This window comes from Streptomyces sp. NPDC043812 (assembly GCF_056436245.1).
Genome location: NZ_JBWKCY010000038.1, coordinates 37,064 through 53,324 on the forward strand (window position 1 = coordinate 37,064; position 16,261 = coordinate 53,324).

A 16,261-nucleotide genomic window follows, 5' to 3' on the forward strand; every position below is an offset into this window, starting at 1 on the left:
CTGATCACGTTCTCCGGCTTCGGCACGAACGGCAGCGCCAGACCCGGGAACCCCGGGAAGAACTGCGGGCTCACACCTTGCGGCTGCGCCGCCCCCAGGCCCTGCGGCTGCCCCTGGGGCGCGCTCAGGTTCTTGACAGCGTCGCCGACGATCTCCACCAGGCCCGGCAGGAACTTGACGAGCTCGAAGAACTGCGGGTCGATCTGCTGCGACTGGCCGGCGGCGGCCGTCTGCGGCTGGCCCTCGGGCGCACTCAGCCCGAAGATCTTGCCGATGCCACTGATCACGTTCTCCGGCTTCGGCACGAACGGCAGCGCCAGACCCGGGAACCCCGGGAAGAACTGCGGGCTCACACCTTGCGGCTGCGCCGCCCCCTGCCCCTGCGGCTGCCCCTGCTGCGCACCCAGGCTGCTGATGATGCTCTCCGCGGCACTGGCTATCACCGGCGCCAGAAAGGCGAGTACGGGGAGGAACTGCGGGTCGATCTGCTGCGGTTGGGGCGAACTGGTCTGGGGCGGGGCCTGTCCCGCGCTCTGCGCGGTAAACGGCATTCCCTGCCCGAGCACGTTTCCGAGGGCCTGGGCAGCGGTGGCCTGACCGCCGTTGGGAGTCGTCATGGTGTCCGTCCTCTCTCTGTGCCACTGGGTCGACCCAGGGCACGTCTTTCATCCCTTTTTGGGGCACTTCGACGCTATATACGTCTCCGATTCGCCGCAACAGCAGATAGTTGACGGAGTAACAATTTTATTTGAATTCACAGCAGTTGATGAAAAAACGTTTCCTCTTTAAAGAATTCCCCGTCATCCGGCCAGCTCACCACTGCGTCAACACCCTTCACCCAGACACCGATTGGGCGTACTGCAATTTCAGTTAGGTCCGATATCGAAAGAGGGAGTTGCGCACATGCCCGACGAGGCATCAGCGAATCGGCCCGAATGGGCCCCTGCTCGTGCGCGGACGCGTCACGCCGCTGTCACGCCGCCGTCACGCCGGCCGCGCGACGCTGGCCGTGTCCACCGATTCCTGCCCTGGGGAACGGAGCGACCCAGGAGACTTCTTCACGGTCGCCTTCCGGTTACGGCAGCCTGCACGGCAGCACTGCTGGCTGCCCCACTGATGGCGCCCGACGCCGGTCAGGTGCACTCCGTCTCGTCCGCTCCGACGGCATCGTGCTTCACGGACGGCTTTCCGCCCAGAGGCGGCGGGACCCCAACCGGACGCTCACCGCGACGATTCAAGTGGAGCGACAGTCCCTACTTCGGTGCGCGCTACGACCGGTGTGCCGACACCGTGAAGGTCTACTACGGCGGTTACGCAGCGCGCAGCGGATTCGGGGGCATGACCGGCTACAACGAGTACATCCTGAGGTACAGCACACCGAACGACTTCGACTGGCATGAAGTGCGGCTCACCACAGGCGCCGCCCGGGTGGCGACGTTCCATGCCCTCCAGGGCGACTGGAACTTCACCGTCGAGGCATGCGGTGGGGCGACCTTGTCCCGGCTGCTCCCCTGGGATGCGGGGCGGAGCCCGGAGCCCCCCTTCTGCACCGCCTGGTCCCCCCTCGTCCACCTCAACGCGCGCTGACAGGAACCACCGTGTGGCCCTGCACGCAAGCCCCGGCGCCCGCACACTCACGTGTGCCTGACCGCGCGACAACCGGTCCGGTGTACCAACGGCTGACCGCCATGGACGTCTCACACCGCTCGGGGAGGGACACCGCCTCCGTGGCCCGTGTTGCCCGTGTTGCCCGTGACCGTCGGCCGCCGCTCGTCGCCCAGTCGGCTGCGGTCGGCACGTCCCGGCATATCTCGGGGACCCGACCGGACATCCGAGGAGCGCACCCCCGCCATGAGCCGGCACAGCCGAGGCGGAGGTTCCAGGCCCATCTCGGCGCGCAGGCGCCGCACGTAGCGGTCGAACTCACGTAGCGCCTGTGCGGCGTTGCCTTCCGCCAGGTGAGCCCGGATCAGTGTCACGCAGCTGCTCTCCCTGAGCGGATCGGCCCGCACGGCCGCATGGGCGGCGATGACTGCCTCGGCGAACCGTCGCGACGCGATGAAGTCCTCCGCCAGCGTTCCGAGAGCGTGGGTCCGCAGGTACCGCCATGCCTCGGCCTCCTGCACGGTCCAGTCCTCGTACCAGCCCGGGAGCAGGTCTGCGGACAGGTCCGTCACGGTCTCAATGCCGAACCGTCGATGGTGGGTCGAGTTGCCAGGGGCGAGGACAAGGGCTGCCAGCGCTCGGGACCGCCGGAGATCCACGCTCACATCCTGCGCCAGACAGACGCTGGAAGGGGTGACATCCAGGGCGGTACGGCCGATGCCACGCATCCGGGACAGTGCCGAGCGCAGATTCGCGTAGGCACAGCGTTCAGGGGCGTCGGGCCAGAGACTCGCGGCGACCAGAGCCCGGGGAACAGCTCCGCGGCAGGACGTTGCCACGAAAGCCAGAAGACGCTCCGAGGCCGGTGGCACGGCCACCGGTTCGCCACCGATCAGCAGGGAGAATCCGCCGAGCAGCTCGAGGCGCACCCGCGCCGGTAAGGCTTCAGCCCGGGGGTCCCGGAGATCGTGCGGACGTCCTTCGTGCGAACGGCCAGGTTCCATGACGCCTTCGGTTCACGAGGGGTGCAGTCGGTGGCGCACCGCGGCGGAACGCCGAGCGGGCGGAAGATCACAGTTTCAGATTAAGCGGACGGGGATCCATCCGGCTTGCCGGGACACACGAGCAATGCTGCGGGCAGGCGTACCCCGCGAGGTACTCGGTCACGGACCCCTCTCGCCCTCGCCGCTCCGGACGAGAGTCCTCGTGACCTGGTCTCGTTAGCCGGGACACCGCCGGACAACCGCGCTACAGCGGAAGCGCGCACACCGCGACGGGCGCGGCGAACGCCGGTCCCGCCGACCGGAGTTCGCCCGTCCGCGCGTTCACGCGGAACACGGTGACCGTGCTGGAGCGCTGGTTCGCAGCGAACAGCAGGTCGCCGGACGGCGACAGCGAGATCTGGCGCGGGAAGTCGCCGCCGACCGGGACCGTGTCCAGCAGCCGAAGGCGCGAGCCGCCGGCCTCGGTGGCGTAGCGGGTCAGGCTGTTGTGGCCGCGGTTGGCGTGGTAGGCGTAGGCGCCGTTCGGGGTGACCACGAGCTGTGCCGGATAGCTGGTGCCGGGCTCGGTGCCCGTCGACTGCGGTTCGCCGGGCCGCAACGTGCCGCTCTTCGCGTCGTACGCGCAGGCGACGACGGTGTTGTCGAGTTCGTTGGCGAGATACGCGTACCGGCCCGACGGATGGAACGCGAGGTGCCGGGGCCCGGCGCCGGCCCGCAGCGTCGCGCGCGAGACCTCCGTGAGCCTTCCGGCGCGGGTGTCGAGGCGATAGGTGTACACGGTGTCGTTGCCGAGATCCACGGCGAGGACATGGCCGCCGTCGGGACTCGTGACGATCTGGTGGGCGTGCGGGCCCTGCTGCCCCGGCCCGGGCGGCGGACTCGTGTGCGTGACGAGGTCGGTGCGCTCCCCGAGCGCACCGGTGCCGTCGATGGGGTGGACGGCGACGCTGCCGGAACCGTAGTTGGCGCTGAGCAGCCAGCGACCGGTCGGGTGCACGGACAGATGGCAGGGCGCGGCCCCGCCTGTGGAACTGCTGCCGAGCACCTCGTGCTTGCCGTCCTCGGCAAGGCGGACGGCGGTCACACCACCGTCGTCACGCTCGTTGACGGCGTACAGCGTGTGTCCGGAGGGGTGCACGGCGAGGTACGAGGGGTCGGCCACGCCCTCGATGACACCGGTCCCGGTGATCCGTCCCGACGTGTCGTAGGTGGCCACGCCGATCCCGGTGCCGCCGCCCTCGGCGGAGGTGTACGTCCCGAGATACAGGGGGCGCGGCCCGCGGGGCGACCGGGCGACGGGGGCCTCGGGGGTGGCCGCGGCGCGGCATGCGGGAAGCACGGCGGCCGCTGCGGCAGCCGAGAGACCGCCGAGGAAACGACGCCGGCCCATGTGTGCAGCGTTGTTCATGCCCATGGGTCGCAGCCTAACCACGTACGGGTGGGCGGCAAGGGCCTGTCGGCGGACGTGATCCCGCCTGTCCGGCTGCTCGGCCCGGATGCACTGGCCCGGCTGAGGCACCGGACCGCACGCCGGCTCGGCGCGGGGACGCCCGCGCCGCCGCCGGCTCAGTGCCAGTTCTCGGCGTCGTACACGTACCAGACGACCGCCCGGCCCTCCGCGCGCGAGGCGCAGGCCGCCTCTTCCTTCACGGCCTCGCCGTCGTACGCGTCCTCCGGCCGCGTCGGCGACCACGGTGCCGTCATGATCAGGTAGCCGCAGACGCTGCGCAGCCAGTTGTCCAGCATCAGCGTCGTGCCGGGCGGCGGGTCCACCGGGTCCACCCGCGGATTGCGGTGCAGCACCGGCCACTGTCGGACGACGTCGCCGTGCCGGAGGACGGCCACCTTCTGCGCGTACCGAAGGATCTTGTAGCCCATCGGGATCCAGGTCGACAGATGCCCGTCGTAGACCTTCTCGCGATCGGCGAACGCGTACGTGGCCTTGTGGCCGCCGAAGATCACGTACTGCGGATCGGTCCGTGCACTGTCGAACGGATCGATCCGGTCCGCCTCGACCGGCGGATACGGCAGGTAGTCCATGTCCTCGATCCTGGCAGAGGGGTGCGACAACGCGTCCGGACCCAGCACCGCGCCCGGCCCGCGGGCGGAAATTCGGCTGCGCCGGCTCGCGGGCCCGCTCACACTGAACGGGTCCGATCGTCTTGCGAGTTCACCGAAGGAACACCCACCGCGTGCAGGCTGCTGTCACCGTCACTCCCGCCCAGGTACCCGAGTTGCTGCTGGGGCTCGCCACCGTGCGGCCCGTGTTCCTGTGGGGGGCGCCCGGGATCGGGAAGTCCTCGCTCGTGCGGAGGTTCGCCGAATCGCTCGGGCTGGAGTGCGTCAGCCTGCTCGGGACACAGCTCGCGCCCGAGGATCTGATCGGGGTGCCGCAGATCCGGGACGGACGGTCCGTGTTCTGCCCGCCCGAGTCCATCGCGCGCGACGAGCCGTACTGCCTGTTCCTCGACGAGCTCAACGCCGCCTCCCCGGACGTCCAGAAGGCGTTCTACTCGCTGATCCTGGACCGCCGCATCGGCTCCTACGAGCTGCCCGCCGGCTCGATCGTCATCGGCGCCGGCAACCGCGCCACGGACAACGCCCTCGCGCGGCCGATCGCGTCCGCGCTCGTCAACCGGCTCACACACGTCCATCTGCAGGCATCGGCTGCGGACTGGCTGGTGTGGGCGGGCGAGCACGGCATCCATCCCTGGGTGACGGACTACCTCACCGACCGGCCCGACCACCTGTGGTCCCAGCCGCCCAAGACCGAGGAGCCGTTCTCCACACCCCGGTCCTGGCACATGCTGTCCGACGCCCTCCACTCCTTCGGACCCGGCATCGACGAGAACACCCTCCGCGTGGTCGTGCACGGCACCCTCACCCCCGCGCACGCCGTGTCCTTCTGCGGCTACGCCAAGATCGTGCGCCACACCTTCGGGATCGAGGCGATCCTCAAGGGCGACGCCTCCTGGCCCACCCGGCTCGAGGACCGCGACCTGCTCTACTACCTCGCGGAAGCCTTCCGCGGACGGCTGGTGAAGGAGCTGCCGCGCCAGAAGGAGCATGTCTCGCCGTCCATGCGGCAGACCGCCTACCGTGCCAAGTCGCTGCTCGTCCAGCTCGCCGAGATCTCCGTCGAGGTCGCGCAGACCGTCATCGCGGACGACGCCGACGGCCTGCCCGTGCTGCCCGCCTGGTTCCTCGTCGAAGCCGCCCGCGACATGCCCCGGCTGGTGGAGGCGCGGCGATGAACACCGCACCGTACGCGAGTGCTTCGGAGGGCATGCGGTGAGCTCGGCGTCCCGGAACAGGAAGTCGAAACAAAAGAAGCCCGACCCCGCCGCCGAGGCCTTCGCGGCCGGGCTCGCCCTCGTCAAGCGCAACCCTGCGTTCGCCGCGGTCGGCGCGCACTTCTGCCGCCAGGCCAAGTGCCCCCGTACACCCGCCGGCGGACTCGCCGCCGTCGACTCCGACGGCACCGTCCACGTCCACCCCACCAAACGTGTGGAGCCGTCCGAGTGGGCCTGGACGCTGGCCCACTGCCTGCTGCACCTCGGCTTCGGGCACGTACCTGCCGCCAAGGACCACCCGCGCGAGCAGCCCGACCGGTTCGACCTCGCGGCCCGCTGCACCGTCGTCAACCGCTTCCTGCTCACGTTCCCGGTTGGCAGGGCCCCGGACCGGCTCCCCGGGACGTATCCGGGAGGCGACGAGGAGCAGCTCGCCGCCCGCTGGCGCCGCGACGGCCTCCCCGCCGCCTACGAGCACTGCGGCACCGCCGGCGAACACCCCGACCAGGTCCTGGTGACCTGGCGGGAGTGGAGCACCGCTGTGCCCGACTGGGAGACGTCCTTCGCGCACGCGCTCACCCGCAGCGTGTCCGCCGCCATGGACGTCGCGGGCGGCCGCCGTGACCGGACCACCGGCGAGCGCCTCGCGCAGCGGCCCTGGGACCGGGCGCTGAACTGGTTCGTCTCCTCGTACCCGCTGCTCGGTGGCCTCGCGGCGGGTCTCACCGTCGTCGCCGACGCCGAACTCGCCCGCGCCCAGGACATCTCCGTCGCCGCCGTCAGCTCGGCCGCCGGGGAGATCTACATCAACCCGCTGCGCACCTTCACCGACGAGGAATGGCGGTTCATCCTCGCCCACGAGATGCTGCACGCCGCCCTGCGCCACGGTGAACGCTGCGGCGCCCGCGACTCGTTGCTGTTCAACGTCGCCGCCGACTTCGTCGTGAACGGCTGGCTCGTGGAGATGCGCGTCGGCGAGATGCCCGAAGGCCTGCTGTACGACCCGGACCTCAAGGACCTGTCGGTGGAAGAGGTGTACGACCGCATCGCCACGGACCTGCGCCGCCGCCGTCGGTTCGCGACCCTGCGCGGCAAGGGCACCGGCGACATCCTCGGCGAGGCGCTGCCGCACGCGGACGCCCGCCCGTACGCCGATCTGGACGATTTCTACCGCCGCGGCCTGGTCCAGGGCTTCGATCTTCACCAGCACGGCGGGCGTGGTCTGCTGCCCGCCGGGCTGATCCAGGAGATCCGCTCCCTCGCCCATCCCCCGGTGCCGTGGGACGCGCAACTGGCCCGCTGGTTCGACGAGTACGTGCCGCGGCCGGAGCCCGTACGGTCCTTCGCCCGCCCTGCCAGGCGGCAGGCGTCCACCCCGGACATTCCACGCGCCGGCCGCTACTTCCCCACCGAGGAGACGCCGCGCTGCACCTTCGGCGTCGTCCTCGACACCTCGGGCTCGATGAACGTCACCCTGCTGGGCAAGGCTCTCGGCGCCATCGCCTCGTACGCCGAAGCCCGCGACGTACCGGCGGCCCGCGTCGTGTTCTGCGACGCGGCCCCCTACGACGCCGGGTATCTGCCGCCCACCGAGATCGCCGGCCGCGTGCGGGTGCGCGGCCGCGGGGGGACCGTGCTGCAACCGGGGATCGACCTGCTGCACCGGGCCGTCGACTTCCCGGCCACCGCCCCGGTGCTCGTGATCACCGACGGCTGGTGCGACCCGTTGCGCGTCCGGCGCGAGCATGCGTTCCTGATCCCGCAGGGCGCGAGCCTGCCGTTCACGCCGCGCGGACCGGTGTTCCGGCTGACCTGAGCCCGGACACCGCCGGACAAGGGCCGCCGGTCCGGTCAGGACGCATCCGGGTTGTAGGGCGGCGCAATCGCCTCGAAGACGTCCTCTGCAGCGCTGGCGGTGATGGCCCGGTCCAGCCAACGGTCAAGGACGTCGGCATCCGTGCACCTGGCGATCCGCTCACGGTCACTCGCCAGAGTGGGAATCCCGCGCTTCTCCAGCAGGCGGAGGATCAGGAGCGCCCGCTCCGCCGTGCGGCCCTCCTCAAGGCCCTCCTCGCGGCCTTCTTCGCGGCCTTCGGCCACCCCCTTGAGGAACGTCTCCTCGATGATCGTGCCCCGGCCCGGGAAGAATGTGCCCCTGGTCATCAACGTCCTCCAGATGGTTCGGGCCGGGCGGCCGCCCAGGCCGATCTCCAGCAGCTCGGTGAAGTACTCGGCGGATGCGTTGTCGGCGGATCCGATCGCGGAGGCCAGCGCCTCCAGTATGGCAGCGACGTTCGGATCGCCGGCATGCGTCATCGCGGAGAACGTGGCAAGTGCGAGGTCCCTCGCAGCATCCTCGGCGTCCTTGATCACCGGAATGTTCTCAGGCCCCAGAACGAGCGGATGCACCGCGAGGGCTGCCCGCCAGCCGTCGGGTCCCAGGTGGAACGGCCCCGCCGCCCAGCGCGCAGTGCGTTGATCCTGGCACGTGACCAGGAGTAGCACCGGGCAGTCGTACTTCGCGCTCAGGTGCGCCAAGTAGTACGCCCAGCTTGTCGGCTTCGCCTTGTCCTGTCGCCCCTGGGCCTCGATCGCGAGCAGAAACCCGCCCGCAGCGTCGGCCGTCGACTGGATGCGCAGGACACTGTCCACTCTGCGCTCCAACGGCCGAATCTCGGTGGTGTCGGGTGTCAGTACGTCCACCCTCGCGGGAGTGGGCAGCGGGACGCCGAGGATACGGAAGACAGGCGCCAGTAATTCCGGCCGGTCCTGGAAGATCCGGTGAGACGCCTCGTGCGCGGAAGTGACCATGGTCGGGACGGTAGGACCCGCCGGGACGACAGAATATGCAGTTGGCATATTCAGACCCGAATGGGTATTGATGCCCGGTCAGGTTGACAGCAGCACTGCCAAATCGTGGCTGCAGTGCAGAGCCCCGGTCGGCCCGACGGTTGCCCCCGAGAGGCCGCCCGGCCGGCACGGCCAACGCAAGGTGAACACCGGGCATCGCAGCCGACGGCCCGGTGAACGCGGACCGAAGACTCTCGGCACCCGTCGCGAATGCGCCTGCGCGCTCGTAACTTTGGCGCACAACTGCATCCGGAGCGTCAGGAGTTCGGCGGTGAACGGTATTCCCTGGGAGTCGGCGATCGCCGCCCTCGGTCTGGCCATCCCCGTGGCCGCCGCCGCCTGGGAGTTCGCGCTCGTCGGCCGCAAGCGGCTCGGCTACCGCATCCAGATGGACACCACCGCCCCGGACGCGGCCGAGGCCCCGCACGCCGGAGTCCTGCGGCAGATGCAGCGGGACCATGCCTCGCTGCGGGATCCGTCGTTCGTGCTCCTGCGCATCGAGAACAGCGGCTGGACCCTGATCGACTCGGACGACTACGTCTCCCAGGGCTCCGCGGACATCGGCGTGGAGGTCCGGTTCCCGGGCCGGCGCGTCGTCGGCATGGTCGTGACCGAGATGAGCCACGACTACCTGCGGCTCTCCTTCGTCGGCACCCCTCGCGAAGGTGCCCCCGCCGTCGCGGCCCCCGGCCTGGGCGTGATAGACGGCCGCATCACGCTCCCGAAGGTGGCGCTCAACCGCGGCACCCACTACAAGGTACTGGCGGTCCTGGAGCGCGAACCGGGGTTCACCGAGCGGGCGTTCCCCGATCCGTCGGTCGTCGCCGGGATCAAGGGCGGTGTGCACGGCGGGTCGGCCAAGAAGACCGCGAGCCATGTCCTCGCGTCGAGGCCCGTCATGGTGTTCATCGCCATGCTGGTGCTCGTGGCCGCGGCCCAGTCGGTGACCACGTTCACCCGGAGCGAGGTCCGGGCCGCCCCGCTCGACTGCGCCGAGGGGACGCTCACCCTCTCCGGTTCCACCGCGTTCGCCCCGGTCGTCCGTGAGGCCGCGAAGCAGTACGAGAAGACCTGCCCGGACGCGCGGATCCCCCTTTCGGACACCTCGTTCAAGGGCAGCGTCGCGGGCCTCGACTCCCTCGCCGCGGCGGGCAGGAAGGCGAAGAACTCCAAGGAAGGCGTCGGTCTGCCCGACCGGCTGGCGTTCACCGACGGGGCAAAGAGCGTCCGCCGCCCCCAACTGCTGCCGAGACCGGTCGCGTTGTCGCTGTTCACCCTGGTCGTCAACAAGGACGCGGGCGTCCAGGACCTTTCCCTGAAGCAGGTCAGGGAGGTCTACACCGGCAAGATCACCAACTGGCGGCAGGTGGGCGGCAACAACGTCCCCGTCCAGCTCGTCAGCCGCAACCCCGGCTCCGGCACCCGGTCCACGCTCGTCCAGCAGGTCCTCGCGGGCAAGGAGCTGATGGAGGTCACCCAGGGCGACTGCGCCGCGCTGGACGACAAGCCGGGCCGCTGCGAGGTCGGCGACACCGGCACCCTCCTCGACACCGTGTCGTCGACACCCGGCGCCCTCGGTCACAGCGAGGTCGGCGCCACAGCCACGCGCGACGACCTCCAGCAGGTCAGGATCGACGGCTATGCGGCAACCCTGGAGGGTGCCGAGGACGGCGCGTACCCGTACTGGCAGACCGAGTTCGCGTACACCTACGGGGAGCCGCCCGCCGATTCGATCGCCGCGGGATTCCTTCGCTACCTGGCGAACGAGGTCGGCAAGGACATCCTCCGCGCCGAGGGCCACCGCCCCTGCGCCGAACTGGCGAAACCGCTGCTCTGCCGGCCCAGCTGAGCCCTTCGAACACCGGCCGACGCGCCCTGTGGGGTGGTCGGGTCCGTGCGGGCGGGCGGGTGCCGGTCAGGTGGTCAGCAGCCGGTCGAAGAAGGACCGGTACTGCCGCAGTGCGATCCGCAGGTCCTCGGTGGCGGCCTCCTTGCCCTGGTGCCACTGGCTCTCCAGACCTCCCTTGTGATCGGCGAAGGTCGAGGCGAGCAGCTGCATGACCTCTGCCACCAGTTCGTCGGCCGATCGCACGGCGGCCTGCGGGTCATCTACGAAACCCTGCTGGATGTCGCTCCAGCGGGAGCGCAGATCGTCCGCCGTACCGGAGTCGAGAAGCGGAACGGCTTCGTCCTGGCGGGGTGGCGCAGCCTCGTCCGCGGCCTGAGGCCGCTCGTCCGCGGCGACCGGGCCCGGGGGCTCATCCATCGGTGCTTCCATCATCTCCTTGTCCCGGGGCCGCGTCGACTTCTCCGTCGCGGGGGCCGCGGAGGGCATGGATGCCATGGGTGCCGCCGGTTTCGAGGGCCGCGCCGACTCCGTCTGCTCCGTGTCCGTCCGGGCTATGTCCTCGGTGGACAGCTTTTCCTCACCGGGTGCGAAACGCCCGGTGTCTTCCCGCCCGAATCCGCCTTCTCGCTGCATGTCGCTCTCCTTGCCCTACGCCTGTCGGGGGCCGTCGCCGGACGGGTCGGTGCCGTCCTTCAACAACTCCTCGAACAGCGCCCGGTAGTGGACCATCGCGCTCCGTAGCTCTTCCGTGGAGGTGTTCCTTCCGCCGGCGCGACTCTTCACCTCATGGGCGCTGCGGTAGTGCTCCAACGTGCGGGAGTGTTCCACCGACAAATCGCGCGTCTGCTGCTCGTACCCTTCCGTCGGGTATCCGCGTTCGCTCATCAGCGAGGTCACCAGCCGGTCCGCCTCGTCCACCGCGCGGTCGGGATTGTCCACGAAGCGCTCCTGCACCCCGTTCCAGTCCCGCGCGTAACGGTCACGGACCGTCGACGGCAGCGCCCGGATCTGCAGATCCTCATGGCGCTCCTCCCGTGCGGCGAGATCGCTCTCGGCCTGGCGACGGCTCGCCCCTTCCTCGACCGCGCGCTCGTACTCCGGGCCGAAACGCTCTTGCAGGCGCCGACGACGCGTCATCCGCTGCACGGTCAGGACCAGCAGCGCGACGACGATCACGGCAACCACGATGGTGACGATCATCCACGTCGTATCCATGGCACTCTCCGCTCATGGGCAGCCGACGGCCGCATCACAACGAAGGTTCCACGATTAGGGCGCAATATGCGTGATCGTGAAATTATGGTGTAAATCAGACACTTCGCGCCGCAGCTCAGGAGCCGGGTTGCGCGCATGGGACTCGCCCCCTCCCGGCACGGGACGGGACGGTGGACCGTGCCCGCTTCGCATGGCCTGAGCGCCTCCGGGTACGCGGCTGGCGTGGAGCACGCAGGTGGCCGTTCACCGGAGCATTCGCAAACCCGCCCCGGGCGACCGCCCGCGAAGAGCAGGTACGCAGACGCCGGATCCCTTCCGGCGGACCGACCGGCACGCGACCGGAGAGAGGCCACAGATCATGGACAGGTCACCGAGCCCTCTGGCCCCGCACAAGGACGATTCAGTGGGTGAGCTGGTCAAACAGGCATCCGACCAGCTCACCCAACTACTACGCCAAGAACTCCGGCTGGCCCAGGCGGAGATGAAGGAGAAGGGGAAGCGGGCGGGTTTGGGCGGCGGCCTTTTCGGCGGCGCCGGACTCGTTGCCGTTCTGGCGCTGCAGGCTCTCGTAGCCACCGCCATCATCGCCCTCGACCTCGTCTGGCCGCTGTGGCTGGCCGCCCTGGTGATCGCAGCCGCGCTGTTCGTCGTCGCCGGCGTGCTCGCGGCCATGGGCAAGAAGGAAGTCGGGAAGGCCACGCCGGCCGCTCCCCAGCACGCCGTCGACAACATCAAGGCCGACATGGCCCAGATCAAGGAGAGTGCGCACCGATGACCGACAACGCCCCCAGCGGGCAGGACCCCACATCCGACGAGCTGCGCATGCAGGCCCAGGCCACCCGCGAGGAGCTCGGGCAGACCGTCGAGGCGCTCGCCGCGAAAGCGGACGTCAAGGCCCAGGCGCAGCGGAAGGCCGCCGAGGTCAAGGCCCAGGCGCAGCACAAGTCAGCCGAGGTCAAGGCCCAGGTCCAGCACAAGACAGCCGAGGTCAAAGCCCAGGCGCAGCACAAGACAGCCGAGGTCAAGGCCCAGGCGCAGCACAAGACAGCCGAGGTCAAAGCCCAGGCCCAGCACAAGACAGCCGAGGTCAGGGCCCAGGCGCAGCAGAAGGCCGCCCAGGCCAAACAGCAGGTCCACGGCACGACAGCTCACACGCTGCAGGCAGCACGCGACAGGACACCCGAACCCGTACGTGAGAAGGCATCCGGAGCGGCCAGTGCGGCCAATGACCACCGCGCTCTGCTCCTGACGGGCCTGGCCGCAATCGTCCTCGCCGCGGTGCTCTACAGGAAGCGGGGGAATCGGTGAAGGCCACGATGTCCACCTACAAGCCCGTAGGCATGGCCTTGGGAGCTGTGAGCGGTGTCCTCGCCGTCGCCGTGTTCAAGCAGATCTGGAAGAGGCTCGGCCACGACGAGGACGCCCCCGACGCCACCGACCTGGACCGCACCTGGCGGGAAGTCCTGTTCGCCGCCACTCTCCAGGGCGCGGTCTTCTCCGCGGTCAAGGCCGCCGTCGACCGCGGCGGGGCCACGGTCGTCCACCGGCACGCAGCCTCCTTGCCCGGATAGTCCTTCGCTCACCGCCCTGCCGCCGCCAGGTCCAGCTCCGCGCGGACGGTCTTGCCCACGGGTACACGATCGAGCACCGTCCACCGATCGGCCAGCGCCTCGACGAGCAGCAGCCCGCGCCCGCTGTCGGCGAGGTCCGGCGGGCTGGTGGTGCTCAGCGGCGGGCGGCGTTCGCCGCGGGTGTCCGAGACCTCGATGCGCAGGGTCGAGGGCGTGCGGGTGAGCCGCAACTCGAAGTCCCGGCCCGGCACACGCCCGTGGGTCGCGGCGTTGGCTGCCAGCTCGGCGACGAGGACGGCGGTGGCGTCGGAGGCATCGGATCCGTGCGGGATGTCCCAGGCGTGGAGCTGGTGGATGGCGAGCCGACGCGCGAGGCGGGCGCCGAGCGGTGTGGAACTGAACCGCTGCGTGAACACACGCACAGTGCCCTGCTGTTGGGGCGTAATGGGGGAATGCATACGCCCACCGTGGTGGGCGGAGCCGCGTTCTCCCAGATCAGGGACTCGTACGCTGAGTCAGCGTACGGGTACGCAGGGTGGACGGTACGGGTAACCGACCGTGACCATGGGTGAGTTGTGGGGGTTGCTCAGCACAGGTGCGCGGGAGGTGGCCGTAGATGACGGAGACGGCGGGCGGTTCAGGTGGTTCGGGCGGTTCGGGCGGGGAGCCGCAGGTCTCGGACAGCCTGAAGGCGTTCGGTGAGGTGGTCAAGGCCTTCCGCAAACGGGCCCGGCTGACGCAGGAGGAGTTCGCGCCGAGGGTGCGGTACTCACTGCCTACGGTCGCCTCGATCGAACAGGGCCGGAGGTTCCCCCCGGCGGACTTCGTGGACCGGGCGGAAGAGGTGCTCGACGCGTTCGGCACGCTGCGGGGCGCGGCGAAGCATCTGTCGCGCAGGCCGGGGCTGGCGACCTGGTTCCGGCAGTGGGCGGGGCTGGAGGCGGAGGCGGTGAGTCTCTACACGTACGAATGCCGTCTGATTCCGGGACTGTTGCAGACGGAGGCGTATGCGCGGACGCTCTTCTCCGATCGCTTGCCGCCGCTGGGCGACGAGCAGATCGACACCCGGCTCAGCGCGCGATCGGAACGGCAGCGGCTGCTGCGGGAGCGGCCGAACACGGCGTACAGCTTCATCCTGGAGGAGCATTTGTTCCTTCGCCGGATGGGAGGCGCCGAGGTCACTCTCGACCTCATCGACCACGTCCTGGGCCTCGCCGAACAGCGCAACATCGAGCTCCAGATCATGCCGGTGGTGCGGGAGAGTCACGCGGGGATGGACGGTCCGATGCGGCTGCTGGAGACCCCGGACAACCGCTGGTTGGGCTACTGCGAGGGGCAGGAGAGCGGCCAGTTCATCTCCGAGCCGAAAGTGGTCAGCATGCTCCAGATGCGGTATGCCAGGATGCGGTCACAGGCTCTTACCCTGGAGGACTCCCTGAGCCTGTTGCGGCAGATGCGAGGAGCGGTATGAGCACCCCAGAACTGGCCTGGTTCAAGAGCAGCTACAGCGGCAGCTCCGGCGACGACTGCGTTGAAGTCGCCCTCTCCTGGCACAAGTCCAGCTACAGCAGCGGCTCCGGCGACGACTGCGTCGAGGTCGCCACCTGCCCCACCACCGTCCACATCCGCGACTCCAAGGTCACCGACGGGCCCCGACTCGCCCTCTCCCCCACCTCCTGGACGGGCTTCGTCACCTACGCCGCCGAGACCCGGCGCTGAACGTCACGCAGGAGCCGTTCGGGCTGCTGTGAGCCTTCCGTGCGGAGTTGTACGCGTCCATGACCGGGAGGGCGGACGCGTTGTTCGAGCTGACCGACGCGATGCTGTGCGCTGAGCCCGGGGGCGGGGCGGCGTGGCGGACGGGTCCGCACACGCGAGAGCCCGCCACCGGTGCGCGGTGCGGGTTCTCGGTCCGGGAAGTGCCACGTCGCTACGAGTCCGTGGAATCCGGGGAGTTGAGGGCGATGGCTCCGGCGGGGCAGAGGCCGACGGCCAACCGGGCGGCGGCCCGGTGCTCGGGGGCCGGCGCGGGGTGCAGGCGGCCCGGGGCCAGGGCGGTGTCAGCCGACGCGGTGTCGGAGTACGCCGCCCTGGGGGACGAGTTGCGGGAGGCAGTCCGCTCGCTCATGTCGGCTACTTCGGGTCGCTGTTGAAAACCGCCTTCGACCAGTAGTAGCCGAGTACGGAGAGAGCCAGGCACCACGCGATCGCGAGCCACCCGTTGTGGCCGATCTCGCTGCCGAGGAGGAGGCCGCGGAGGGTTTCGATGGCGGGGGTGAACGGCTGGTACTCGGCGATCGGCTGGAACCAGCCCGGCATCGCGTCGATCGGGACGAAGGCGCTCGAGATGAGCGGCAGGACGATCAGCGGCAGCGCATTGTTGCTGGCCGCCTCGGCGTTCGGGCTGCCCATGCCCATCCCGACAGCGATCCAGGTGAGCGCCAGGGCGACGAGGGCGAGCAGCCCGAACGCCGCCAGCCACTCCAGGGCCGTGGCGTCGGTGGAGCGGAAGCCGATGGCCACGGCGACGGCGCCCACGAGGACCACGCTCACGACCGACTGCAGGACGCTGCCGACGACGTGCCCGATGAGCACGGACCCGCGGTGGATCGCCATCGTGCGGAAGCGGGCGATGATGCCCTCGGTCATGTCGTTGGAGACGGACACCGCGGTCCCGACCACGGTGCCGCCGATGGTCATCAGCACGATGCCGGGCACGACGTAGGCGATGTACTCGGAGCGATCGGCGCCGCCACCGCCGATGCCCGCGCTCATCACATCGCCGAAGATGTAGACGAAGAGCAACAGCAGCATGACCGGCGTGAGCAGCAGGTTCAGGGTGAGGGACGGGTAGCGCCGCGCGTGCAGGAGGTT

The 16,261-nt window shown here is 69.8% G+C and carries 18 protein-coding genes and 1 pseudogene; 9 read left to right on the top strand and 10 right to left on the bottom strand.

The features are described from left to right. Window positions 1-617: pseudogene (locus AC067Z_RS35355) on the bottom strand (hypothetical protein); the annotation flags it as partial. Between the two features lie 673 nt (window positions 618-1,290). Here AC067Z_RS35355 and AC067Z_RS35360 point away from each other — a divergent pair. Further along, on the top strand, window positions 1,291-1,587 hold the full coding sequence (locus AC067Z_RS35360; RefSeq protein ID WP_478793738.1) for a hypothetical protein: 297 nt from the start codon (window positions 1,291-1,293) through the stop codon (window positions 1,585-1,587). Window positions 1,588-1,697: 110 nt separating this feature from the next. Here the strand turns inward: AC067Z_RS35360 and AC067Z_RS35365 are convergent, their stop codons facing one another. From AC067Z_RS35365 to AC067Z_RS35375, 3 genes are all read right to left on the bottom strand, one after another. Continuing rightward, a complete protein-coding gene (locus AC067Z_RS35365) occupies window positions 1,698-2,534 on the bottom strand; it encodes an AfsR/SARP family transcriptional regulator (RefSeq protein WP_478793739.1) in 837 nt (278 codons plus the stop codon). 319 nt (window positions 2,535-2,853) lie between these two features. Next, window positions 2,854-4,023, bottom strand: a complete 1,170-nt coding sequence (locus AC067Z_RS35370; protein ID WP_478793740.1) for a lactonase family protein — start codon at window positions 4,021-4,023, stop codon at window positions 2,854-2,856. 152 nt (window positions 4,024-4,175) lie between these two features. Continuing rightward, window positions 4,176-4,649: a hypothetical protein gene (locus tag AC067Z_RS35375; protein ID WP_478793741.1), complete on the bottom strand. Its 474-nt coding sequence runs from the start codon at window positions 4,647-4,649 to the stop codon at window positions 4,176-4,178. 152 nt (window positions 4,650-4,801) lie between these two features. On the opposite strand from AC067Z_RS35375, the gene AC067Z_RS35380 reads away from it, so the two are divergent. Both AC067Z_RS35380 and AC067Z_RS35385 read left to right on the top strand, forming a co-directional pair. Continuing rightward, window positions 4,802-5,863: an ATP-binding protein gene (locus tag AC067Z_RS35380; RefSeq protein WP_478793742.1), complete on the top strand. Its 1,062-nt coding sequence runs from the start codon at window positions 4,802-4,804 to the stop codon at window positions 5,861-5,863. A 37-nt stretch (window positions 5,864-5,900) separates the two neighbouring features. After that, on the top strand, window positions 5,901-7,718 hold the full coding sequence (locus tag AC067Z_RS35385; protein ID WP_478793743.1) for a vWA domain-containing protein: 1,818 nt from the start codon (window positions 5,901-5,903) through the stop codon (window positions 7,716-7,718). Between the two features lie 35 nt (window positions 7,719-7,753). Here AC067Z_RS35385 and AC067Z_RS35390 read toward each other — a convergent pair whose 3' ends face one another. Then, complete coding sequence (locus AC067Z_RS35390) at window positions 7,754-8,713, bottom strand: hypothetical protein (protein WP_478793744.1); 960 nt, start codon at window positions 8,711-8,713, stop codon at window positions 7,754-7,756. 310 nt (window positions 8,714-9,023) lie between these two features. Here AC067Z_RS35390 and AC067Z_RS35395 point away from each other — a divergent pair, with 310 nt between their 5' ends. Next, window positions 9,024-10,601, top strand: coding sequence for a substrate-binding domain-containing protein (locus AC067Z_RS35395; RefSeq protein WP_478793745.1), 1,578 nt, complete (start codon window positions 9,024-9,026; stop codon window positions 10,599-10,601). A gap of 66 nt (window positions 10,602-10,667) precedes the next feature. Here AC067Z_RS35395 and AC067Z_RS35400 read toward each other — a convergent pair whose 3' ends face one another. Both AC067Z_RS35400 and AC067Z_RS35405 read right to left on the bottom strand, forming a co-directional pair. Then, window positions 10,668-11,234, bottom strand: a complete 567-nt coding sequence (locus AC067Z_RS35400; RefSeq protein ID WP_478793746.1) for a hypothetical protein — start codon at window positions 11,232-11,234, stop codon at window positions 10,668-10,670. Between the two features lie 15 nt (window positions 11,235-11,249). Then, entirely contained in the window at window positions 11,250-11,816 is a 567-nt protein-coding gene (locus tag AC067Z_RS35405) for a hypothetical protein (RefSeq protein WP_478793747.1), read from the bottom strand. A gap of 403 nt (window positions 11,817-12,219) precedes the next feature. Here AC067Z_RS35405 and AC067Z_RS35410 point away from each other — a divergent pair, with 403 nt between their 5' ends. The 3 genes from AC067Z_RS35410 to AC067Z_RS35420 are packed head-to-tail and all read left to right on the top strand — an operon-like array spanning window position 12,220 to window position 13,387. Then, window positions 12,220-12,591, top strand: a complete 372-nt coding sequence (locus AC067Z_RS35410; protein ID WP_478793748.1) for a phage holin family protein — start codon at window positions 12,220-12,222, stop codon at window positions 12,589-12,591. Next, window positions 12,588-13,124, top strand: coding sequence for a DUF3618 domain-containing protein (locus tag AC067Z_RS35415; RefSeq protein ID WP_478793749.1), 537 nt, complete (start codon window positions 12,588-12,590; stop codon window positions 13,122-13,124). The genes AC067Z_RS35410 and AC067Z_RS35415 overlap by 4 nt, the downstream gene beginning before the upstream one ends. Further along, complete coding sequence (locus AC067Z_RS35420; protein ID WP_478793750.1) at window positions 13,121-13,387, top strand: DUF4235 domain-containing protein; 267 nt, start codon at window positions 13,121-13,123, stop codon at window positions 13,385-13,387. Before AC067Z_RS35415 ends, AC067Z_RS35420 begins: the two co-directional genes overlap by 4 nt. Window positions 13,388-13,395: 8 nt before the next feature. On the opposite strand, the gene AC067Z_RS35425 is transcribed toward AC067Z_RS35420, so the two are convergent. Then, a complete protein-coding gene (locus tag AC067Z_RS35425) occupies window positions 13,396-13,845 on the bottom strand; it encodes an ATP-binding protein (RefSeq protein ID WP_478793751.1) in 450 nt (149 codons plus the stop codon). A 158-nt stretch (window positions 13,846-14,003) separates the two neighbouring features. Between AC067Z_RS35425 and AC067Z_RS35430 the strand changes: the two genes are divergently transcribed. Then, window positions 14,004-14,858, top strand: a complete 855-nt coding sequence (locus tag AC067Z_RS35430) for a helix-turn-helix domain-containing protein (RefSeq protein WP_478793752.1) — start codon at window positions 14,004-14,006, stop codon at window positions 14,856-14,858. Continuing rightward, complete coding sequence (locus tag AC067Z_RS35435) at window positions 14,855-15,106, top strand: DUF397 domain-containing protein (protein WP_478793753.1); 252 nt, start codon at window positions 14,855-14,857, stop codon at window positions 15,104-15,106. Before AC067Z_RS35430 ends, AC067Z_RS35435 begins: the two co-directional genes overlap by 4 nt. Before the next feature lie 211 nt (window positions 15,107-15,317). Here the strand turns inward: AC067Z_RS35435 and AC067Z_RS35440 are convergent, their stop codons facing one another. Next, window positions 15,318-15,515, bottom strand: coding sequence for a hypothetical protein (locus AC067Z_RS35440; protein ID WP_478793754.1), 198 nt, complete (start codon window positions 15,513-15,515; stop codon window positions 15,318-15,320). Between the two features lie 5 nt (window positions 15,516-15,520). Next, on the bottom strand, window positions 15,521-16,261 hold a 741-nt coding region (locus tag AC067Z_RS35445; RefSeq protein WP_478793755.1), incomplete at its 5' end, for an ABC transporter permease.

Excerpts from the sequence above, each read along its gene's own strand:
- AC067Z_RS35430 (WP_478793752.1), top strand. The coding sequence starts at position 14,004 with ATGACGGAGACGGCGGGCGGTTCAGGTGGTTCGGGCGGTTCGGGCGGG.
- AC067Z_RS35415 (WP_478793749.1), top strand. The coding sequence starts at position 12,588 with ATGACCGACAACGCCCCCAGCGGGCAGGACCCCACATCCGACGAGCTG.
- AC067Z_RS35440 (WP_478793754.1), bottom strand. The coding sequence starts at position 15,515 with ATGAGCGAGCGGACTGCCTCCCGCAACTCGTCCCCCAGGGCGGCGTAC.
- AC067Z_RS35405 (WP_478793747.1), bottom strand. The coding sequence starts at position 11,816 with ATGGATACGACGTGGATGATCGTCACCATCGTGGTTGCCGTGATCGTC.
- AC067Z_RS35370 (WP_478793740.1), bottom strand. The coding sequence starts at position 4,023 with ATGGGCATGAACAACGCTGCACACATGGGCCGGCGTCGTTTCCTCGGC.
- AC067Z_RS35375 (WP_478793741.1), bottom strand. The coding sequence starts at position 4,649 with ATGGACTACCTGCCGTATCCGCCGGTCGAGGCGGACCGGATCGATCCG.
- AC067Z_RS35425 (WP_478793751.1), bottom strand. The coding sequence starts at position 13,845 with ATGCATTCCCCCATTACGCCCCAACAGCAGGGCACTGTGCGTGTGTTC.
- AC067Z_RS35400 (WP_478793746.1), bottom strand. The coding sequence starts at position 11,234 with ATGCAGCGAGAAGGCGGATTCGGGCGGGAAGACACCGGGCGTTTCGCA.
- AC067Z_RS35435 (WP_478793753.1), top strand. The coding sequence starts at position 14,855 with ATGAGCACCCCAGAACTGGCCTGGTTCAAGAGCAGCTACAGCGGCAGC.
- AC067Z_RS35390 (WP_478793744.1), bottom strand. The coding sequence starts at position 8,713 with ATGGTCACTTCCGCGCACGAGGCGTCTCACCGGATCTTCCAGGACCGG.